Origin of the sequence: Haemophilus influenzae (assembly GCF_001457655.1) — a bacterium.
Lineage (GTDB): Bacteria > Pseudomonadota > Gammaproteobacteria > Enterobacterales > Pasteurellaceae > Haemophilus > Haemophilus influenzae.
This window is the reverse complement of sequence record NZ_LN831035.1, coordinates 412946-433382: the sequence shown is the minus strand read 5'-3', so window position 1 is coordinate 433382 and position 20437 is coordinate 412946. Positions and strand designations below refer to the sequence as shown.

At 36.4% G+C, this 20437-nt stretch carries 15 protein-coding genes, 1 rRNA gene and 1 pseudogene; 12 read left to right on the top strand and 5 right to left on the bottom strand.

Going from position 1 to position 20437, the window contains the following annotated elements:
• Window positions 1–51: 51 nt before the first annotated feature.
• Window positions 52–1591, bottom strand: a 16S ribosomal RNA gene (locus tag AT683_RS02085).
• A 296-nt stretch (window positions 1592–1887) separates the two neighbouring features.
• Window positions 1888–2541, bottom strand: coding sequence for a DNA transformation protein TfoX (gene tfoX / locus AT683_RS02080; RefSeq protein ID WP_005692773.1), 654 nt, complete (start codon window positions 2539–2541; stop codon window positions 1888–1890).
• Between the two features lie 371 nt (window positions 2542–2912).
• On the opposite strand from tfoX, the gene recA reads away from it, so the two are divergent.
• Both recA and recX read left to right on the top strand, forming a co-directional pair.
• A complete protein-coding gene (recA, locus tag AT683_RS02075) occupies window positions 2913–3977 on the top strand; it encodes a recombinase RecA (RefSeq protein WP_005654959.1) in 1065 nt (354 codons plus the stop codon).
• Window positions 3978–4055: 78 nt separating this feature from the next.
• Entirely contained in the window at window positions 4056–4514 is a 459-nt protein-coding gene (gene recX / locus AT683_RS02070) for a recombination regulator RecX (RefSeq protein ID WP_011272121.1), read from the top strand.
• Here the strand turns inward: recX and crcB are convergent.
• On the bottom strand, window positions 4511–4897 hold the full coding sequence (gene crcB / locus AT683_RS02065; protein ID WP_011272122.1) for a fluoride efflux transporter CrcB: 387 nt from the start codon (window positions 4895–4897) through the stop codon (window positions 4511–4513). The genes recX and crcB overlap by 4 nt on opposite strands.
• Window positions 4897–5715, bottom strand: a complete 819-nt coding sequence (locus tag AT683_RS02060) for a Cof-type HAD-IIB family hydrolase (protein ID WP_011272123.1) — start codon at window positions 5713–5715, stop codon at window positions 4897–4899. Before AT683_RS02060 ends, crcB begins: the two co-directional genes overlap by 1 nt.
• Window positions 5716–6117: 402 nt before the next feature.
• On the opposite strand from AT683_RS02060, the gene AT683_RS02055 reads away from it, so the two are divergent.
• From AT683_RS02055 to AT683_RS09960, 6 genes and pseudogenes are all read left to right on the top strand, one after another.
• Window positions 6118–7122, top strand: a complete 1005-nt coding sequence (locus AT683_RS02055; protein WP_005651072.1) for an ornithine carbamoyltransferase — start codon at window positions 6118–6120, stop codon at window positions 7120–7122.
• A gap of 9 nt (window positions 7123–7131) precedes the next feature.
• Complete coding sequence (gene arcC, locus AT683_RS02050; protein ID WP_005661976.1) at window positions 7132–8064, top strand: carbamate kinase; 933 nt, start codon at window positions 7132–7134, stop codon at window positions 8062–8064.
• Window positions 8065–8168: 104 nt separating this feature from the next.
• Window positions 8169–9698, top strand: coding sequence for a YfcC family protein (locus tag AT683_RS02045; RefSeq protein ID WP_038440482.1), 1530 nt, complete (start codon window positions 8169–8171; stop codon window positions 9696–9698).
• Window positions 9699–9701: 3 nt separating this feature from the next.
• Window positions 9702–9800, top strand: a pseudogene (locus AT683_RS10040) (Lrp/AsnC ligand binding domain-containing protein); the annotation flags it as partial.
• A 309-nt stretch (window positions 9801–10109) separates the two neighbouring features.
• Window positions 10110–10301 carry a PT domain-containing protein gene (locus AT683_RS10035; protein ID WP_406808624.1) on the top strand — a complete coding sequence of 64 codons (192 nt, stop codon included), beginning with the start codon at window positions 10110–10112 and terminating at the stop codon, window positions 10299–10301.
• Window positions 10302–10326: 25 nt separating this feature from the next.
• Window positions 10327–13368 carry a TonB-dependent hemoglobin/transferrin/lactoferrin family receptor gene (locus AT683_RS09960; RefSeq protein ID WP_407648381.1) on the top strand — a complete coding sequence of 1014 codons (3042 nt, stop codon included), beginning with the start codon at window positions 10327–10329 and terminating at the stop codon, window positions 13366–13368.
• 125 nt (window positions 13369–13493) lie between these two features.
• On the opposite strand, the gene AT683_RS02035 is transcribed toward AT683_RS09960, so the two are convergent.
• Window positions 13494–14162 (bottom strand): Abi family protein, encoded by a 669-nt coding sequence (locus AT683_RS02035; RefSeq protein ID WP_038440486.1) that lies wholly within the window; start codon window positions 14160–14162, stop codon window positions 13494–13496.
• Window positions 14163–14443: 281 nt separating this feature from the next.
• Here AT683_RS02035 and pepE point away from each other — a divergent pair, with 281 nt between their 5' ends.
• The 4 genes from pepE (at window position 14444) to cpdB (ending at window position 19870) form a co-directional block, all read left to right on the top strand.
• Complete coding sequence (gene pepE, locus AT683_RS02030; RefSeq protein ID WP_038440488.1) at window positions 14444–15148, top strand: dipeptidase PepE; 705 nt, start codon at window positions 14444–14446, stop codon at window positions 15146–15148.
• Between the two features lie 17 nt (window positions 15149–15165).
• The gene (gene dcuC, locus AT683_RS02025) at window positions 15166–16461 is read left to right on the top strand and encodes a C4-dicarboxylate transporter DcuC (RefSeq protein WP_005688115.1); all 1296 of its coding nucleotides are present in this window, start codon (window positions 15166–15168) and stop codon (window positions 16459–16461) included.
• Between the two features lie 71 nt (window positions 16462–16532).
• On the top strand, window positions 16533–17804 hold the full coding sequence (locus AT683_RS02020) for a M20 family metallo-hydrolase (protein WP_038440490.1): 1272 nt from the start codon (window positions 16533–16535) through the stop codon (window positions 17802–17804).
• Between the two features lie 92 nt (window positions 17805–17896).
• Window positions 17897–19870 (top strand): 2',3'-cyclic-nucleotide 2'-phosphodiesterase, encoded by a 1974-nt coding sequence (gene cpdB / locus AT683_RS02015; protein ID WP_038440493.1) that lies wholly within the window; start codon window positions 17897–17899, stop codon window positions 19868–19870.
• The last annotated feature ends 567 nt before the right edge of the window (window positions 19871–20437 follow it).

Genomic DNA, 20437 nt, shown 5'->3' with positions numbered 1-20437 from the left:
TCTACAACTATCAGCCAATCTGTGTGAGCACTCGCTGTCTCTCGTCTTCAGTAAGGAGGTGATCCAACCGCAGGTTCCCCTACGGTTACCTTGTTACGACTTCACCCCAGTCATGAATCATACCGTGGTAAACGCCCTCCAAAAGGTTAAGCTATCTACTTCTGGTACAACCCACTCCCATGGTGTGACGGGCGGTGTGTACAAGGCCCGGGAACGTATTCACCGCGACATTCTGATTCGCGATTACTAGCGATTCCGACTTCATGGAGTCGAGTTGCAGACTCCAATCCGGACTTAGACGTACTTTATGAGATTCGCTCCACCTCGCAGCTTCGCTTCCCTCTGTATACGCCATTGTAGCACGTGTGTAGCCCTACTCGTAAGGGCCATGATGACTTGACGTCATCCCCACCTTCCTCCAGTTTATCACTGGCAGTCTCCTTTGAGTTCCCGACCAAGTCGCTGGCAACAAAGGATAAGGGTTGCGCTCGTTGCGGGACTTAACCCAACATTTCACAACACGAGCTGACGACAGCCATGCAGCACCTGTCTCTAAGTTCCCGAAGGCACAAGCTCATCTCTGAGCTCTTCTTAGGATGTCAAGAGTAGGTAAGGTTCTTCGCGTTGCATCGAATTAAACCACATGCTCCACCGCTTGTGCGGGCCCCCGTCAATTCATTTGAGTTTTAACCTTGCGGCCGTACTCCCCAGGCGGTCGATTTATCACGTTAGCTACGGGTGCCAGAGTTAAACCCCAACCCCCAAATCGACAGCGTTTACAGCGTGGACTACCAGGGTATCTAATCCTGTTTGCTCCCCACGCTTTCGCACATGAGCGTCAGTACATTCCCAAGGGGCTGCCTTCGCCTTCGGTATTCCTCCACATCTCTACGCATTTCACCGCTACACGTGGAATTCTACCCCTCCCTAAAGTACTCTAGTTACCCAGTCTGAAATGCAATTCCCAGGTTAAGCCCGGGGCTTTCACACCTCACTTAAATAACCGCCTGCGTGCCCTTTACGCCCAGTTATTCCGATTAACGCTCGCACCCTCCGTATTACCGCGGCTGCTGGCACGGAGTTAGCCGGTGCTTCTTCTGTATTTAACGTCAATTTGATGTGCTATTAACACATCAACCTTCCTCAATACCGAAAGAACTTTACAACCCGAAGGCCTTCTTCATTCACGCGGCATGGCTGCGTCAGGGTTCCCCCCATTGCGCAATATTCCCCACTGCTGCCTCCCGTAGGAGTCTGGACCGTGTCTCAGTTCCAGTGTGGCTGGTCATCCTCTCAGACCAGCTAGAGATCGCAGGCTTGGTAGGCATTTACCCCACCAACTACCTAATCCCACTTGGGCTCATCCTATGGCATGCGGCCTCTCAGTCCCGCACTTTCATCTTCCGATAATACGCGGTATTAGCGACAGTTTCCCGTCGTTATCCCCCTCCATAAGCCAGATTCCCAAGCATTACTCACCCGTCCGCCACTCGTCAGCAAGAAAGCAAGCTTTCTCCTGCTACCGTTCGACTTGCATGTGTTAAGCCTGCCGCCAGCGTTCAATCTGAGCCATGATCAAACTCTTCAATTCAAGTTCAATCGCTCAATAAACTACTTAGCTATAAATAAAACACTACTTAAAAAAGTAATGATGAATTTTCAGTTAAGCACCTATTAAGACTTCAAAATTAAAAAATATTTTTAAAACAAGTCAATCAACAAGTGCCCACACAGATTGTCTGATATATTGTTAAAGAGCAAAAAATAACGACGCACTTGGAAACTTAAAAAACTTCACAACAGTGCGTCGTTGTGTGCGGTGCATTATAGGGATTTTCAAATCCCTTGCAAGTACTTTTTGCAAAAAATTATTTGAATGAACAAATTTTATTCATCATCTAATTTTCTATAGCCTTTTAAGCCATTTTTTCTCAAAACTTCGTTTAATTTCTTCAATAAACGCTCTTTTTCAGCTTGACTTAACATCTGACTATTTTTATTTTGCAAAGCACATACTAATTTCCAATAAAAATCAAGCGTAGCACCACTGCCACTTTTCTTTAATTCCACCAATGCATTTTCTGCGCCAATCTCTCTTAGCATCGCAACATTTGTAATACCAACTTTTATTAAAGCTCTTTCATGTTTAATCGTTAAATTGGGTAAATCCTTTAATCGATTCAATTTTCTTAACGTACATTCTAGCTTCCGCTCAAGAATCTGCTTAATAGAAAGAATAATCAATTTTCTACACAATCTATTACTACGTAAAATCTGATCAGAAAGTGCATAATATTGTGAAAGCACAAACCGTTTATTCAATTCATTCGTTGTAAAAGGTTCACAACCTAATTTAGTTAATTGAATTGCGAGAACACCCTCACCGCGTAAATAAAGTTTTTTATTTTGCCAAATAGCAAACATTGTCTCTTCCTTGTGAAACAAACCGTAACCAGTAAAAAGATTTTTAAAGGAAACATTTCCTACTAACTGATCTAACAAGGAGCAAACGCTATCTATATGCTCATCCTTTATATTCATATTAAACCTCCAATGAATAATTATTTTAAAAGAGTCAGTAGAAGTACTTCTGATTTCATTTATATCATGAAATTTTTACTACACCTAAATATAAATGTCAGATTTGTGAGCCAGATCGTAAATTTAAAATTTATTTTTATCTAAACGATTGGTTTATATATAAATATACTATATTTAAAACTTTTTCTGAGATTATTTTTGTATATAATTTAATCTAATTCTCTGTTAAAAACTTTTATTTTAAGCCTTCCCCATCCTCTTTACTGAAATATATACCCCATATTTTTTTATTAATATAAATATTTTTCTTGACCTGTACATCAATACAGATATAATCACAAAAATTTGAACATTCAAACAGGATTTTAATTATGGCAACTCAAGAAGAAAAACAAAAAGCCCTAGCGGCTGCACTAGGGCAAATCGAAAAACAATTTGGTAAAGGCTCAATTATGAAATTAGGCGATACCAAAACGTTGGATGTAGAGTCTATTTCTACTGGATCACTTGGGTTAGATGTTGCGCTTGGGATTGGTGGTTTGCCTATGGGTCGAATTGTAGAAATTTTCGGGCCTGAATCATCGGGTAAAACAACATTAACTCTTTCCGTCATTGCTCAAGCGCAAAAAGCAGGAAAAACCTGTGCATTTATTGATGCAGAACACGCACTTGATCCTATTTATGCAGCAAAACTTGGTGTAGATGTAAAAGAACTTTTTGTTTCTCAACCAGATAATGGGGAACAGGCACTTGAAATCTGTGATGCATTAGTTCGCTCAGGTGCAATTGATGTAATTATTGTGGACTCCGTTGCCGCACTGACACCAAAAGCTGAAATTGAAGGCGATATGGGCGATTCTCATATGGGTCTGCAAGCACGTTTAATGTCTCAAGCTTTGCGTAAACTCACAGGTCAAATTAAAAATGCAAACTGTCTAGTTGTGTTTATTAACCAAATCCGTATGAAAATAGGCGTGATGTTTGGTAATCCTGAAACCACCACAGGCGGTAATGCATTAAAATTCTATTCTTCTGTTCGCTTAGATATTCGCCGTACAGGTTCTGTAAAAGATGGCGAAAATATTATTGGAAATGAAACTCGCGTAAAAGTAGTGAAAAACAAATTAGCGGCACCGTTCCGCCAAGTGGATTTCCAAATTCTCTATGGAGAAGGCATTTCAAAAGCAGGAGAATTATTAGAACTTGGTGTAAAACACAAACTTGTAGAAAAATCAGGCGCATGGTATTCCTATAATGGCGAAAAAATTGGTCAAGGAAAGGCTAATTCAATGAAATGGCTTAACGAAAATATAGAGAAATCAGATGAATTAGAAGCTCGTTTACGTGCTGAATTAGTGGCCAATCCAGAACAAGCCTTAATGGCGGATATTGAACAATCTGAAAATAATACTGAATCAGAAAGTGATTTTGAATAAAGAAAATTACAAATGCCAAAAGTGCGGTTAAAAATGACCGCACTTTATATCGATTCAATAAAATGAAGGAATAAATCCTTGTCATCTCTTGCTTTTAATTACATAGTTAATCTTCTTTCCCGCAGAGAATATAGTGAATTCGAGCTCCGCAATAAAATGCAGGAAAAGAACTTTTCGGAAGAAGAAATTGATGATGCATTATCTTTATGCCAAGCAAAAAATTGGCAAAGCGATCGTCGTTTTTCAGAAAATTATCTAAATTCACGCTCACAAAAAGGTTGTGGTGTAGGAAGAATTCGACAAGAATTACGCCAATTAAAAGGTGTGTCTTCTGATATTATTGATGAAGTTTTAATGGAATCAGAAATTGATTGGTATGAAATGGCTGAGAACTTGTTACGTAAAAAATTCCCAAATTATAACGAACAGCAAACGTCTAAAATGAAACAAAAAATTTGGCAATATATGCTATCACACGGATTTCGTAGCGATGAATTTGCTGATTTAATTGGGCAAAACCAAAGTGAATGGGATTAAGATAAAAGTTGAGAACAAATTTTATATATCCAAATGCCTAACACAGTCATAGCTAAACATCCGAATAAATGCATCATTAATACACAAAATCCATTTAACCACTTGTCATTAAAAAATAATTCCACAACTTCGGAAGAAAAAGACGAAAATGTGGTTAGCGATCCTAAAAAACCCGTAATTAAAAATAACCGCCATTCAGAACTAATTTGTGGAAATTGCCAAAAAAACCCAAGTAATACACCAATAATTAAACAACCAAGCAAATTAGCGATTAAAGTCCCAAAAGCAAATGAGGAAAATAAAGGATTAAATAACAATCCTATAGCCCAACGTAATGACGCGCCTAATATTGCACCATAACTTATGAATAATAATGCCTGCATTAATAATCTAATCCAAATAGGGTTCGCAAATAACGAGCGACTGATTCTTCTTTATTTGAGCCAATAACTTCTAACTCTGGACAAGCCATTTTTAAACGAATATCAGCATCTTTCATAATGCAACCTGTTCCAGCCCAAGAAAGCATTTCTACATCATTCATTCCATCACCAAAAGCAATACAGTCTTTTAACTGATACTCGCGTGATTCGAGTAAATGTTTTAATGCATCCCCTTTTGAAACATTCTTATTCATTACTTCCAAACAAGCTAATGCTGAATAAACAATTGTCGTTACGTCACCAAACTTATCTCGTAAATAAGTTTCTACTGCAACTAAATCCTCTGGAGTTTTACCAATAAAAAAGACTTTTTCTGTCCCACGTCCATGATGTTTAGAAAAATCGACAACGTTATAATCGAATCCAGATTCTTTATGGAACTGACGCATTGCAGGAATATCTTTATTAGTAAACCAACCTTCATCTTGATAGCTATTCATGCATACTTTGGAAGTATCAAATGGCGTTTTGTAAAGCTCAAGAACTAATTCTTCAGGCAAACTATTGCTATAAAGCAAATTACCCTGTAAATCCCGTACACGAGCACCGTTTGATGTAATCATAACCGCACGTTCCGCACCAATTTTTCCAAGAATGGATGACACATCGGTATGATTGCGTCCTGTTGCCAAAATAATATCTACGCCTTTTTGCTCTAATGCTCTCAGCGTATCAATGGTAAGATCACCCACTAAATGTTCAGGTGTTAAAAGCGTGCCATCTAAATCAGACACCATTGCTCGAAAAGGTAAATTCATAAAAACCTCAAAAAATAAACTATGTTTATCATATCACTAAATATACAAATGGTACTTGCTGAAGATCAATATATTAAAAACTGCAATAAAAATAACCGCACTTTTATTAAGTATAGATAGACACATTCCTCTTCATCAAAAATAAACTAAAACATATTTTCGTTTAAATTCATCTACTATTAGAAATCAAACAAATAACAATAAAGAGTTAGATTATTTTTATTAAATTCTAATAATACTAAAAATCTCGCAATAAAATTCTACATACTGGCATTACCAGTTGAAAAACGACAACAAATTTCATTTTACCTCTCTTATAATGCAACTGTTCGAACAACAAGCAGTATCTCGAATGATGTATGTTTATTCCCCAATGTATAGTCAAAACACAAGGAGATTATTATGGCTTTCAATATGAAAAATAGACATTTACTTAGTCTTGTTCATCACACAGAACGTGAAATTAAATATCTCTTAGATCTCTCCCGAGATTTGAAACGAGCCAAATATGCCGGCACAGAACAACAAAAATTAAAAGGCAAAAATATCGCGCTCATCTTTGAAAAAACCTCCACCCGCACACGCTGTGCATTTGAAGTCGCCGCTTATGATCAAGGCGCACAAGTCACCTACATCGACCCTAATTCCTCTCAAATTGGCCACAAAGAAAGTATGAAAGATACCGCCCGCGTATTAGGCAGAATGTATGATGGTATTGAATATCGTGGCTTTAAACAAAGTATCGTTCAAGAACTGGCTGATTATGCTGGAGTGCCAGTATTCAATGGTTTAACCGATGAATTCCACCCAACACAAATGCTTGCCGACGTACTTACCATGATTGAACATTGCGACAAACCATTAAGTGAAATTAGCTATGTATATATTGGGGATGCTCGCAATAACATGGGTAATTCACTTTTATTAATTGGTGCAAAATTAGGTATGGATGTTCGTATTTGTGGACCTAAAGCATTATTACCAGAAGCAAATCTTGTGGAAATGTGCGAAAAATTTGCGAAAGAAAGTGGAGCTCGTATTACTGTAACTGAAGATATCGACAAAGCGGTGAAAGGCGTAGATTTTATCCATACTGATGTGTGGGTTTCAATGGGTGAACCATTAGAAACCTGGGGCGAACGCATTAAATTATTACTTCCTTATCAAGTCACACCTGAATTAATGAAACGCACTGGTAATCCAAAAGTGAAATTTATGCACTGCCTACCTGCCTTCCATAACAGCGAAACCAAAGTTGGTCGTCAAATTGCTGAAAAATATCCTGAATTAGCTAATGGTATTGAAGTAACTGAAGAGGTATTTGAATCGCCAATGAACATTGCATTTGAACAAGCAGAAAACCGTATGCACACAATTAAAGCGGTAATGGTAGCAAGTTTGGCATAAGGAGAACGTATGAGAATAGTGATTGCATTAGGCGGTAATGCATTATTACGACGCGGAGAACCAATGACAGCCGAAAATCAACGACAAAATGTTCGCATTGCTTGTGAGCAAATTGCTAAGATTTGGCCAAATAATGAATTAGTGATAGCACACGGTAATGGCCCACAAGTGGGTTTGCTCGCCTTACAAGGTGCTGCCTATACTGATGTGCCAACCTATCCTTTAGATGTATTGGGAGCAGAAACAGCTGGAATGATTGGTTATATGATTCAACAAGAACTCGGTAATTTAGTTCCATTTGAAGTGCCATTTGCAACGTTATTATCTCAAGTAGAAGTTGATATCAACGACCCAGCTTTCAAAAATCCAACTAAGCCAATAGGTCCTGTTTATACAAAAGAAGAAGCTGAACGTTTGGCAAAAGAAAAAAATTGGTCTATCGCACAAGATGGTGATAAATATCGTCGCGTTGTGCCAAGCCCATTACCAAAACGTATTTTTGAAATTCGTCCGGTCAAATGGTTGCTTGAAAAAGGCAGTATCGTAATTTGTGCGGGGGGCGGTGGCATTCCAACCTATTATGATGAACACCATAATTTACAAGGTGTTGAAGCCGTTATCGACAAAGATTTATGTTCAGCTTTACTTGCAGAAAATCTTGACGCTGATTTATTCATCATCGCAACTGATGTTTCCGCAACTTTCGTAGATTGGGGTAAACCTAATCAAAAAGCAATTTCAGTTGCCTCACCTGAAGCCATTTCAGAACTTGGTTTCGCTTCAGGTTCCATGGGGCCGAAAGTACAAGCCGCGATCAACTTTGCGAAACAAACAGGAAAAGATGCAGTAATAGGATCTTTATCTGATATTGTGGACATTGTGAAAGGCAAAGCTGGTACTCGTATTACGAAAAAAGCTGAAGGCATATCCTATTATGCTTAAATAATAAAGGAACTTTGGGAAGCCATTCTCAAGGTAAAAAGTGCGGTTGGTTTAACCAATGTTTTACCAACCGCACTTTAAACGTTAAACATAAGGAGCTCGCTATGGATGCGTCCAAAAAGAAGAAAACGTTTAATTTCCCATCAGCGTTTACCATTTTATTTGCAATATTAATTCTCGCTGTTGGATTAACCTGGGTTATTCCATCTGGTTCATATTCAAAATTAACATATAACTCTACTGATAATGTTTTTGTCGTCAAAGCTTATGGCGTTGATGATAAAACTTATCCCACCACAACAGACACTCTTGATAATCTCAATATCAAAATTAAACTCTCCAACTTCACTGAAGGCGTGATCAAAAAACCAATCGCTATTCCTGGTACTTATCAACGTGTAGAACAACACCACAAAGGCATTGAAGACATTACCAAAAGTATGGTGGAAGGTACCATTGAAGCCGTTGATGTTATGGTCTTTATCTTTGTATTAGGTGGTATGATTGGTGTCATTAACCGTACTGGTTCTTTTAATGCTGGTTTGATGGCTCTCGTGAAGAAAACCAAAGGCAATGAGTTTTTTATTGTATTCTGCGTATCCGTCTTAATGGTGTTAGGCGGCACAACCTGTGGTATCGAAGAAGAAGCAGTGGCATTCTACCCGATTCTGGTGCCAGTATTCTTGGCTCTGGGATATGATGCGATAGTCTGCGTAGGGGCTATATTCCTTGCTGCATCTATGGGAACTGCATTCTCTACAATTAACCCATTCTCCGTTGTTATCGCATCAAATGCGGCTGGTATTCAATTTACTGAAGGTATTGGTTTCCGTGCTCTAGGTTTAGTTTTAGGGGCAACTTGCGTAATCGCATATCTTTATTGGTACTGTAAAAAAATCAAAGCTGACCCAAGTTTTTCTTATACTTACGACGATCGCGAAGAATTCCGTCAACGTTATATGAAAAACTTTGATCCAAACACAACTATCCCATTCTCAGCTCGTCGCAAATTAATCTTAACGCTTTTCTGCATCTCATTCCCTATTATGATTTGGGGTGTAATGGTTGGCGGATGGTGGTTCCCTCAAATGGCTGCATCTTTCCTTGCCATTACCATCATCATTATGTTTATTAGTGGATTGTCTGAAAAAGATGTTGTGGAATCTTTCACTGAAGGTGCATCAGAATTAGTAGGCGTATCCTTAATCATCGGTCTTGCTCGTGGCGTGAACTTAGTGCTCGAACAAGGTATGATTTCTGACACTATCCTTGATTATATGTCTAATGTGGTTAGTGGTATGCCAGGTAGCGTATTCATCTTAGGTCAATTAGTCGTATTTATTTTCCTAGGTTTAATAGTGCCGTCTTCTTCTGGCTTAGCCGTACTTTCAATGCCAATTATGGCACCACTTGCTGACTCAGTGGGTATTCCACGCGATATCGTGGTTTCAGCTTACAACTGGGGACAATATGCAATGCTATTCTTGGCACCGACAGGATTAGTTTTAGTGACACTCCAAATGTTGCATATTCCATTTGATAGATGGGTTAAATTCGTCATGCCAATGATTGGATGCTTATTGCTAATTGGTTCCATTTTATTAGTAGTACAAGTATCTTTATATAGTGTTTAATTAGTCAAAAATACCTATCTTAATTCTAGGCTTGGCATTAAAACCTTAAAATCAGAAGTTACTCTAAAAACGGTCAAATCAACAACTGAATTGCCTTTATAAAATCATCATAATGATTGCTCCTAAAATAAAAAGAAGCACGCATAGAATGATGCGTACTTAATGTAGGGTGGGCTTTAGCCCACCAAAATATCTCGCGATTGTTTGTTGGTGGGCTAAAGCCCACCCTACAACTACTAATCAACAATCAACGGTTCGCATTATAGGAAACAAGCAGGTTTAAATACAGAAAATAATAAGAATAGTTTTTATTTCTTGATTTTTATCAAAAATCAATCTTTATTGTTGTGAGAAAATACTTCCTCGTATAATATATTTGAGAATTATTATTATTTTTTTATAGGACTAAATATGACCAATTTTAGATTAAACGTGCTTGCCTATTCCGTTATGCTTGGGCTAACGGCAAGTGTTGCTTATGCTGAGCCAACCAACCAACCAACCAACCAACCAACCAACCAACCAACCAACCAACCAACCAACCAACCAACCAACCAACCAACCAACCAACCAACCAACCAACCAACCAACCAACCAAAATAGTAATGCTTCTGAACAACTAGAGCAAATAAATGTATCTGGCTCAACCGAAAATACTGATACGAAAGCTCCGCCAAAAATTGCCGAAACTGTAAAAACAGCTAAAAAATTAGAAAAAGAACAAGCGCAAGATGTTAAAGATCTCGTGCGTTATGAAACAGGAATTACTGTCGTAGAAGCAGGACGCTTTGGAAATAGTGGCTTTGCAGTTCGAGGAGTGGAAGAAAACCGTGTAGCCGTTCAAATAGATGGACTTCATCAAGCGGAAACTATCTCTTCACAAGGGTTTAAAGAATTATTTGAAGGATATGGAAATTTTAATAATACGCGTAATAGCGCAGAAATAGAAACGCTAAAACAAGTTACAATTCGAAAAGGAGCTGATTCTTTAAAATCTGGTAGTGGCGCATTAGGTGGTTCTGTTAGTTTTGATACAAAAGATGCAAGAGATTATTTACTTAACAAAAATTACTACGCTTCCTATAAAAGAGGCTATAACACAGCAGATAACCAAAATCTTCAAACGCTCACTCTTGCTGGGCGTTATAAGTATTTTGATGCAATTGCGGTAATTACATCACGTAAAGGCCATGAATTAGAAAACTATGGTTATAAAAATTATAACGATAAAATTCAAGGAAAAACTAGAGAAAAAGCAGATCCTTATAGAAGAACCCAAGATAGTGCTCTTTTAAAAGTTGCTTTTCAACCAACAGAAAATCACCGTTTCTCAATTATTGCAGATTTATATAAACAAACTTCTAAAGGTCATGATTTTTCTTATACTCTAAAACCAAATACACAGTACATGACATATGATGAAAAAGAATTGCGTCATACTAATGATAAAGTAGAGCGTAAAAACATCGCTTTTGTTTATGAGAATTTTACTGAAACACCATTTTGGGATACGTTAAAAATCACCTATTCCCACCAAAAAATTACTACAACAGCAAGAACGGACGATTATTGCGATGGGAATGAAAAATGCGACTTGGTCAATAATAAACTTGGGTTACATTACAATAATGAGAATAAACTGGTAGATAAAAATAATAATCCTGTTGTATATAATAAAAAAGATATTCCAAAGAGAGATTATTACTATGTTACTGAAGAAAAATATAAGCAGTATTATAATCGTGGCGTACCTAAAGAAGATGCAGATAAAATGGGAATTAAGCCTACCGAGGATGGCTTGTATGTGCTAGATTCTTCATTGAATCCTTCTTTTTGTAAGACTCGATGGCATAAACAACCTAATCATGATGGATTATGTGAAATTGGCGTAAACTCATCACTAAATGTTGAAACATTAGAGGCTAATGGGATAACTTATGATCTAACAGATCCTAAAAATAGTAAACTTATTGATAAATGGCGTGATCATGAACGACATATTATTTCTTGTGATGGAATCAATTGTGATAAAAAAATGATTTCTGGATATAAAATTAATGGTGAATCAATTGATATTCCATTCACAATTAAGAAATTTAAAGGAAAAAATGTTGCTTATATAGATAAGCAGTTTAATAAAAGATATGAGAATGGTTGCTGGAATGAAAATGGATGTCAAAAAAATCCAGAAACAGCAGACTATCTTATTATGCCAGGATCTATAGGTTACCAAACTAACTTATGGTCACAGCGTGATCTTATAAGTCAAACTAAACAACTCAATATAGACTTAACTAAACATAAAGTCTTATTTAATACAGAGCATGATTTTTCTTATGGTGGATTATGGTCACAAATGAAAAAATCAATGGTAAATATTTCCGGAGATCAACCTCTTGATCAAACATGGTTTGTTGATCTACCTGAAACTTGTGATACTTATGTCAATGGCAAACTTAATTCAGATCGTACACATACATTATGTGATAATAAAAATACTTTCTCATTTTTAATACCTGTAAAAACTAAAACAGGTGCTTTATATTTTATTGACGATTTTAGAATTAATGACTATCTTGCCTTTAATCTAGGTTACCGATATGACAGAGTCAAATATAAACCAGAATATACTCCAGGTAAAATACCAAAAATCCCTGATGATATGGTGACAAATCTTTATATAAAAACGCCAGAATTTGATGCAAGTAAAGCAGATTCAGATCCTGATGAATTATCAAAAAAAGAAGCCAATGCTGCAGCAAATATTAAAGAAATTGCACAACCGAAAAAATTTTCTGCAAGTTCCTACTCTTTTGGTACAACACTTGATCCGTTAAATTGGTTACGTTTACAAGCAAAATATAGTAAGGGATTCCGAGCACCAACAAGTGATGAAATCTACTTTACATTCAAACATCCAGATTTTTCTATTCGACCAAATAGAGATCTTCAACCAGAAACAGCAAAAACCAAAGAGTTATCTTTAACTGTGCATAATGACATGGGATATATTACAACTTCTGTTTTTGATACCCGATATCAAAACTTTATTGATTTATCCTATCAAGGGAGTCGTAAGGTTCATGGGCACTCAAAACTAATACCATTTCATTTTTATCAAAATGTAAATAGACCAAATGCTAAAGTAACTGGTTTTGAAATTGCTTCACAAATATCCTTAGGAAATATTACTAAATTATTCAATGGTTTCAGTTTAAGCTATAAATACACCTATCAAAAAGGCAGAATAAATGGCAATATACCAATGAATGCAATTCAGCCTAGAACAGCTGTTTATGGAGTAAGTTATGTTCACCCTGATGATAAATATGGTCTAGATCTTTATATCTCTCATGCATCAGCTAAAAATGCAGAAGATACTTATAATATGTTCTATAAAGAAGAAGGTAAAAAAGAAACTACAATCAAATGGAGAAGTGAATCTTATACAACCATTGATTTGTTGGGATATATCAAACCAATTAAAAATCTTACTTTAAGAGCTGGTGTGTATAATTTAACTAATAGAAAATATATTACTTGGGATTCAGCGAGATCAATTCGACCATTTGGTACAAGTAATATGATTAATCAAGATACTGGCTTAGGTATCAACCGTTTCTATGCACCTGAACGAAACTATAGAATGTCAGTTCAGTTTGAATTCTAATCTGTTGTAAAAATAAAATACGAGGATTTCTTGTTTAGATTGAGTTTGACACTCATATACTAAACAGGAAATGCTCGTTTTTTATTGTGATTTGTCAGATGAGGTCTGATCTTCTACATTTGTAGTCAGATTGGCTTCTTATTTAAAAGATTGATAATTTTATTGGAATATAGATTGTTAATAACTAAGTATAAATCATAATCAATTTTACTAAATACCCACATAACTTGTTTCAGAATTTTCTTTAAATCTTTATTGAAGATGGGATCGTGATGACAAATTCTGTTTCTTATATTCACTCTCAAATTCTTTGTGACTTTTATAATAAATAATATATCCTTATCTTTATTTGAGTTTTCAAAAGAAATTATTCTATAAGCATATAAAAGAGGCATTCTGTGAAGCTCACGAGAATTCCACAAGAAAAACTTCTTCAAAAAACCTTCCCAAAAGTGAAAATGTAAACTAGATATGATTTTTCCATCAGTCGCATTTCTACCTAATTCTTCAACTTTTTCTCTTAATTTAGGACTTTGTCTAAGTATTTGTCTCTGTCTGATACCATAATGATCATACGAATCTATTGATCTATAAATAGCATTTCTTAATGAAACCTCATATATATTACATAATTCAAGAAAATAGCCCGCTATTTCAGAATTCCATTTATATAAAGCAACGATGTTATCATTAATACTTTCTGAAGTTTTATTTTTCACATAGTTTTTGTATGTAGATAATCTTTCCTTACTAAGTGCTTTTTCTAAAACAAGAAATTGCGTTGCTGATAACATATAATCCTACTTATCACTTGACATTTGAATTATTTTACCATAGACTCCGCCCCGACGATAGGGAACGTTGGTCACTGATAGCATTATCAAACCCCCCCTACAATATTGAGACAAGGCCACCTAAAAGGTGGCTTTTGTCATTTTTAATTCCTGAAAAGCATCGTTTTCAACTAAATCAATAATGCTACGCAATCCATAAAAATCCAGCTTTTATGCTGGATTTTGTTTTTAGCTTAGGCATAATAGCAATAACTTTTCATCCCTAATAAAGGATTATAAATATGAAAAACATGTTACTGCTCAGTAGCTCAAAATACAAGAACACAGGTTATCTTGAACACACCATACCTTGGTTACAAAATTTCTTGGCTGATTATCGTAGTAAAACAATTGCTTTTGTACCTTATGCTGGGGTGAGCCGCACTTTTGATGAATATGAAAAAACTGTGCAAAATGCACTTTCTGATTTAGGGATGAATATTGTTTCCGTTCATCATGGCAAACAGCATCGGGATATTATTGAACAAGCAGATATCATCGCTATAGGCGGTGGAAACACATTTTGTTTGTTAAAACAACTTTATGAACATAATTTGATTGATATCATTCGTGAAAAAGTAAATAACGGTACGCCTTATTTTGGTTGGAGTGCTGGGGCCAATGTAGCTGGCTCATCTATTATGACAACTAATGATATGCCGATTACTTATCCTCCTTCATTTCAAGCATTACAACTTTTTCCTCATCAAATTAATCCGCACTTTATTTCAGGTAAAATACAAGGCCACAATGGTGAAAGCCGAGAAGAACGTTTGGCAGAATTTTTACTCGTTAATCCAACCGCACTTGTATATGCATTACCTGAGGGTTCTGCGCTTCATATACAAAATGAAATGGCAACCGTATTGGGCGAAAATCCTATTTTGTGCTTCAGTGAAAATATGGAATGTGGCACATTTGATATCAATACAACTTTTTCTTATTAACTTAAAGGGAACATATAATGGAATTATTTAAATCCATCGTTGCAGTGATCGGCATTATTGCCACAATTTATTTTCTGATTAAAAAAGCCGAAACCCGAACTGTTTTGATTGGTGTCGGTTTAATAATGTCCATTCTAACGCTGAATCCAATGGGTGCATTAGATGCTTTTGCCAAAAGCATGACATCTGGCGGATTAATTATGGCTATTTGTTCCAGTATGGGTTTTGCTTATGTAATGAAATACACTCAATGTGATACTCATCTGGTACATTTACTTACCAAACCATTAAGCGGATTAAAATTCTTCTTAATTCCAATTGCAACAGTCATCACCTTTTTCATCAATATTGCTATTCCTTCTGCTGCTGGTTGTGCTGCTGCGGTTGGTGCAACATTAATTCCCGTTTTAAAAAGTGCGGGTGTTCGACCAGCTACTGCTGGTGCAGCTATTTTAGCAGGGACTTTTGGATCAATGATGAGCCCAGGTTCTTCTCACTCAGCAATGATTAGTGAAATGTCAGGCTTAACTATCACTCAAGTAAACCTTTCACATGCACCATATAACATGATTGCGGGAGCAATAGGTGCGGTTGTTTTAACAATTCTTGCGCTTGTTTTTAAAGATTATGGTGAACAACATCGCCAAGCTTATCTTGCAGAACAAAAAGAAAGTGAAATTAAAGTTGTTGAAGGCGTCAATGTACTTTATGCCCTTGCACCATTAATACCATTAGTTATTTTAGTGATTGGTGGAACATCATTACAACAAGTGCCAGGTCTTGAATGGACTAAAATGGGTGTGCCTCAAGCGATGCTAATTGGTGCAATTTATGGCATTATCGTCACTCGTATTTCCCCAGTAAAAATCACTGAAGAATTTTTCAATGGTATGGGAAATTCTTATGCAAACGTACTTGGTATTATCATTGCAGCCAGTGTATTTGTGGCAGGATTAAAATCTACGGGCGCAGTGGATGCTGCAATTTCTTTCTTAAAAGAATCCAACGAATTTGTACGTTGGGGTGCAACAATTGGACCATTCTTAATGGGCTTAATTACAGGTTCTGGCGATGCAGCAGCGATTGCCTTTAACACTGCCGTCACGCCACATGCTGTAGAACTCGGTTACACTCATGTAAATCTTGGTATGGCAGCAGCCATTGCTGGTGCAATTGGTCGTACAGCTTCACCAATTGCAGGTGTAACCATTGTTTGTGCAGGCCTTGCGATGGTAAGCCCAGTAGAAATGGTAAAACGTACCGCACCAGGCATGATACTTGCTGTTTTATTCTTAGCATTATTTATGTTGTAAAAATAGTAAAAAATTGACCGCACTTTATTTAAGTGCGGTCTGTTTTTATAGCCTTTTAAAGGAAGAAAAAAATGAACTTAGATTTAAATCAACTTGTTAAATGGCGTCGTGAATTTCATCGTTTTCCAGAAATTGGCTGGAGTGAATTTTGGACAACTTCTCGCATTGCGGATTACTTGGAAGACTTAGATTGTTTTGAAATTTTTCTTGGCAAACAAATTATAAATCCAGACTTTGTTCGTGGACGAAAACAAGCCGTAGTAGATAAAGGTTTAGCTAATGCAAAAGCCTATGGAGCCAATGAAAAATGGCTAGAAAAAATGGAAGGATACACTGGTTGTGTGGCATTATTTGATTCAGGTAAACCAGGAAAAACCATCGCATTACGTTTTGATATCGACTGTGTGAATGTAACGGAAACTCGCTCACCAGAGCATATTCCAAATAAAGAAGGTTTTGCCTCAATTAACGATGGTTTTATGCATGCTTGTGGACATGATTCACATATTACAATAGGTTTAGGTGTTGCATTATGGATCGCTCAGAACAAAGATAAACTCACTGGAAAAGTAAAAATTGTATTCCAACCAGCAGAAGAAGGTGTTCGAGGTGCAGCAGCCATTGCACAAAGTGGCATAATTGATGATGCAGATTATTTTGCTTCTTCACACATTAGTTTTTGTGCGAATACAGGCACTATTATTGCTAATCCAAGAAATTTTCTTTCCACAACAAAAATTGATATTCGCTATAAAGGTAAACCTACACATGCAGGTGCTGCCCCCCATTTAGGTCGTAATGCTTTATTAGCTGCAGCGCATACAGTCACTCAACTTCATGGTATTGCACGCCATGGTGAAGGCATGACAAGAATTAATGTGGGTGTGCTAAAAGCGGGTGAAGGAAGAAATGTCATTCCATCCTCTGCTGAATTACAATTAGAAGTGCGGGGAGAAAATAAAGCAATTAATGAATACATGACTGAACAAGTCATGCAAATAGCTAAAGGTATCTCCATAAGTTTTGATGTCGCATATGAAACTGAAATTGTAGGTGAAGCCGTGGATATGAATAACGATGTTGAACTTATAAAACTCATCGAAGAAATATCTCTTGAACAACCACAAATAAATAACGTAAATTCAGATTATGCTTTCAATGCAAGTGAAGATGCGACTATTTTAGGTAGACGTGTACAAGAACATGGGGGCAAAGCTATTTACTTCATTCTTGGTGCAGATCGCACAGCAGGTCATCACGAAGCTGAATTTGATTTTGATGAAAATCAATTACTTACTGGGGTTAATATTTATACTTCCTTAGTACAGAAATTATTATCTTAATTAAATAAAAATATTTTTACTCCTTTCTTTTAAGAATCCGCTATTTTTCTTAGAATAAAGGCAATATTTACCCACCTTATAAGGAAAACTCAATGATTAATAGACGTCATTTTATTCAAATTGGAGCAACTAGCATCCTAGCGTTAAGTGCAAACCGTTTTGCGATGGCAAAAGGAAAGAGCGATGTTGATTTACGCATTGTGGCAACAACAGATGTTCATAGCTTCTTGACCGATTTTGACTATTATAAAGATGCACCAACCGATAAATTCGGTTTTACTCGTGCAGCAAGCCTTATTCGTCAAGCACGTGCTGAAGTGAAAAATAGTGTATTAGTAGATAACGGTGACCTAATTCAAGGTAATCCAATTGCAGACTATCAAGCTGCACAAGGCTATAAAGAGGGTAAATCTAACCCTGCGGTCGATTGTTTAAATGCGATGAATTATGAAGTGGGTACATTAGGTAACCACGAATTTAACTATGGTCTCAATTATCTTGCAGATGCCATCAAACAAGCTAAATTCCAAATTGTGAATGCGAACGTAGTAAAAGCGGGGACAGAAGAACCTTATTTCACACCTTATGTCATTCAAGAAAAATCTGTGGTGGATAATAATGGCAAAACACATAAATTAAAAATTGGTTACATCGGCTTTGTGCCACCGCAAATTATGGTTTGGGATAAAGCGAACCTTCAAGGTAAAGTGGAAACCCATGATATTGTAAAAACAGCGCAAAAATATGTCCCTGAAATGAAGAAAAAAGGGGCTGATATTATCGTTGCATTAGCTCACACAGGCCCATCTGATGAACCTTATCAAGAAGGTGCTGAAAACTCAGCATTCTATCTAGCTGATGTACCACATATTGACGCCGTTATTTTTGGTCACTCACACCGTTTATTCCCAAATAAAGAATTTGCGAAATCACCAAATGCAGACATCGTAAATGGTACCGTAAAAGGCGTACCAGAAAGTATGGCTGGTTACTGGGCAAATAATATCAGCGTGGTGGATTTAGGCTTAACAGAACACAAAGGCAAATGGATTGTTACCTCTGGAAAAGCGGTACTTCGTCCAATCTATGATGCTAAAAATAAAAAAGTGCTTGCAGAAAATGACCCAGAAATTACCGCACTTTTAAAACCAGTTCACGAAGCTACACGTAAGTTTGTTTCTCAACCTATTGGTAAAGCCACAGACAATATGTACAGCTATCTTGCATTAGTGCAAGATGATCCAACCATCCAAATAGTGAACCAAGCACAAAAAGCGTATGTAGAAAAAGTTGCACCAAGTGTTGCAGCAATGGCTGGCTTACCTATTTTAAGTGCAGGAGCACCATTTAAAGCTGGTGGTCGTAAAAATGACCCAACAGGTTATACCGAAGTAAATAAAGGTGAATTAACTTTCCGTAATGCGGCAGACTTATATCTCTATCCAAATACATTAGTGGTTGTTAAAGCGACAGGCGAGCAATTAAAAGAATGGTTAGAATGTAGTGCAGGTATGTTTAAACAAATTGATCCAGCAAGTGACAAACCACAATCATTGATTGATTGGGAAGGTTTCCGCACTTACAACTTTGATGTTATCGACGGGGTCAATTATGAATATGATTTAACCAAACCAGCTCGTTATGATGGAGAATGTAAGCTAATCAATCCAGAATCGCACCGCGTAGTAAATTTAACCTATCAAGGTAAACCAGTTGATCCAAAAGCAGAATTTTTGATTGCAACCAATAACTATCGTGCTTACGGTAATAAATTCCCAGGTACTGGTGATAAACATATTGTTTACGCTTCACCAGATGAAAGCCGTCAAATTTTGGCAGATTATATTAAATCAACCAGCGAAAAAGAGGGTGCTATAAATCCAAATGCAGATAAAAACTGGCGTTTTGTTCCTATCACAGGTAACGATAAATTAGATGTTCGTTTTGAAACCTCACCAAGCGAACAAGCAACTCAATTCATCAAAGAAAAAGCACAGTATCCAATGAAACAAGTGGGTACAGATGAAGTTGGATTTGCTGTATATCAAATTGATTTATCTAAATAATAATTAGTAAAATAAAATGCTGTCTAAAAATTAAAATTTAGGCGGCATTTTTTCTTCCCAAAGTGCGGTTAAATTTTTAAAGATTTTTGCTCAATTCACAATCTATCTTTATTTTACAAATTAATCCCAACCCCCAGCAAAGCTGCCGCTAACTTTGATAAAGAGACTATTTCTATCGAAGCCTAACAACCTATTATAGGTTCAATAAAGATGTAAATAGCTATCTGAACTACCATATAAAAAGTAATAATTATAAAACTAATGCACAATACCATTCTATTTTTAGAAATTTGGCTATAGAGGCAAACAACACATTTCTGGCATTTTTTGGAGAGATTATTTTATACTGTAGAAACTTCTTCTATTTTGTTTCCATCACTATTTTATTTATTCTTCAAGAAGAAGATAGTTTATAGTAACTTACAGTACAAGTCATTAACTCTCATTAGAAAAAGCTCAGCATCAATAAAATTTTTATTGTGGATAACTTTATAAAAACCTGTCATAAAACTGTTTTTACTCATTTAGTAACTTTAAGAAAAAATAAAGTTGTTAATAACTTTCTAT

Excerpts from the sequence above, each read along its gene's own strand:
- dcuC (WP_005688115.1), top strand. The coding sequence starts at position 15,166 with ATGGAATTATTTAAATCCATCGTTGCAGTGATCGGCATTATTGCCACA.
- recA (WP_005654959.1), top strand. The coding sequence starts at position 2,913 with ATGGCAACTCAAGAAGAAAAACAAAAAGCCCTAGCGGCTGCACTAGGG.
- AT683_RS02045 (WP_038440482.1), top strand. The coding sequence starts at position 8,169 with ATGGATGCGTCCAAAAAGAAGAAAACGTTTAATTTCCCATCAGCGTTT.
- cpdB (WP_038440493.1), top strand. The coding sequence starts at position 17,897 with ATGATTAATAGACGTCATTTTATTCAAATTGGAGCAACTAGCATCCTA.
- crcB (WP_011272122.1), bottom strand. The coding sequence starts at position 4,897 with ATGCAGGCATTATTATTCATAAGTTATGGTGCAATATTAGGCGCGTCA.
- AT683_RS02035 (WP_038440486.1), bottom strand. The coding sequence starts at position 14,162 with ATGTTATCAGCAACGCAATTTCTTGTTTTAGAAAAAGCACTTAGTAAG.
- tfoX (WP_005692773.1), bottom strand. The coding sequence starts at position 2,541 with ATGAATATAAAGGATGAGCATATAGATAGCGTTTGCTCCTTGTTAGAT.
- arcC (WP_005661976.1), top strand. The coding sequence starts at position 7,132 with ATGAGAATAGTGATTGCATTAGGCGGTAATGCATTATTACGACGCGGA.
- AT683_RS02020 (WP_038440490.1), top strand. The coding sequence starts at position 16,533 with ATGAACTTAGATTTAAATCAACTTGTTAAATGGCGTCGTGAATTTCAT.
- pepE (WP_038440488.1), top strand. The coding sequence starts at position 14,444 with ATGAAAAACATGTTACTGCTCAGTAGCTCAAAATACAAGAACACAGGT.
- AT683_RS10035 (WP_406808624.1), top strand. The coding sequence starts at position 10,110 with ATGACCAATTTTAGATTAAACGTGCTTGCCTATTCCGTTATGCTTGGG.
- AT683_RS02060 (WP_011272123.1), bottom strand. The coding sequence starts at position 5,715 with ATGAATTTACCTTTTCGAGCAATGGTGTCTGATTTAGATGGCACGCTT.
- AT683_RS02055 (WP_005651072.1), top strand. The coding sequence starts at position 6,118 with ATGGCTTTCAATATGAAAAATAGACATTTACTTAGTCTTGTTCATCAC.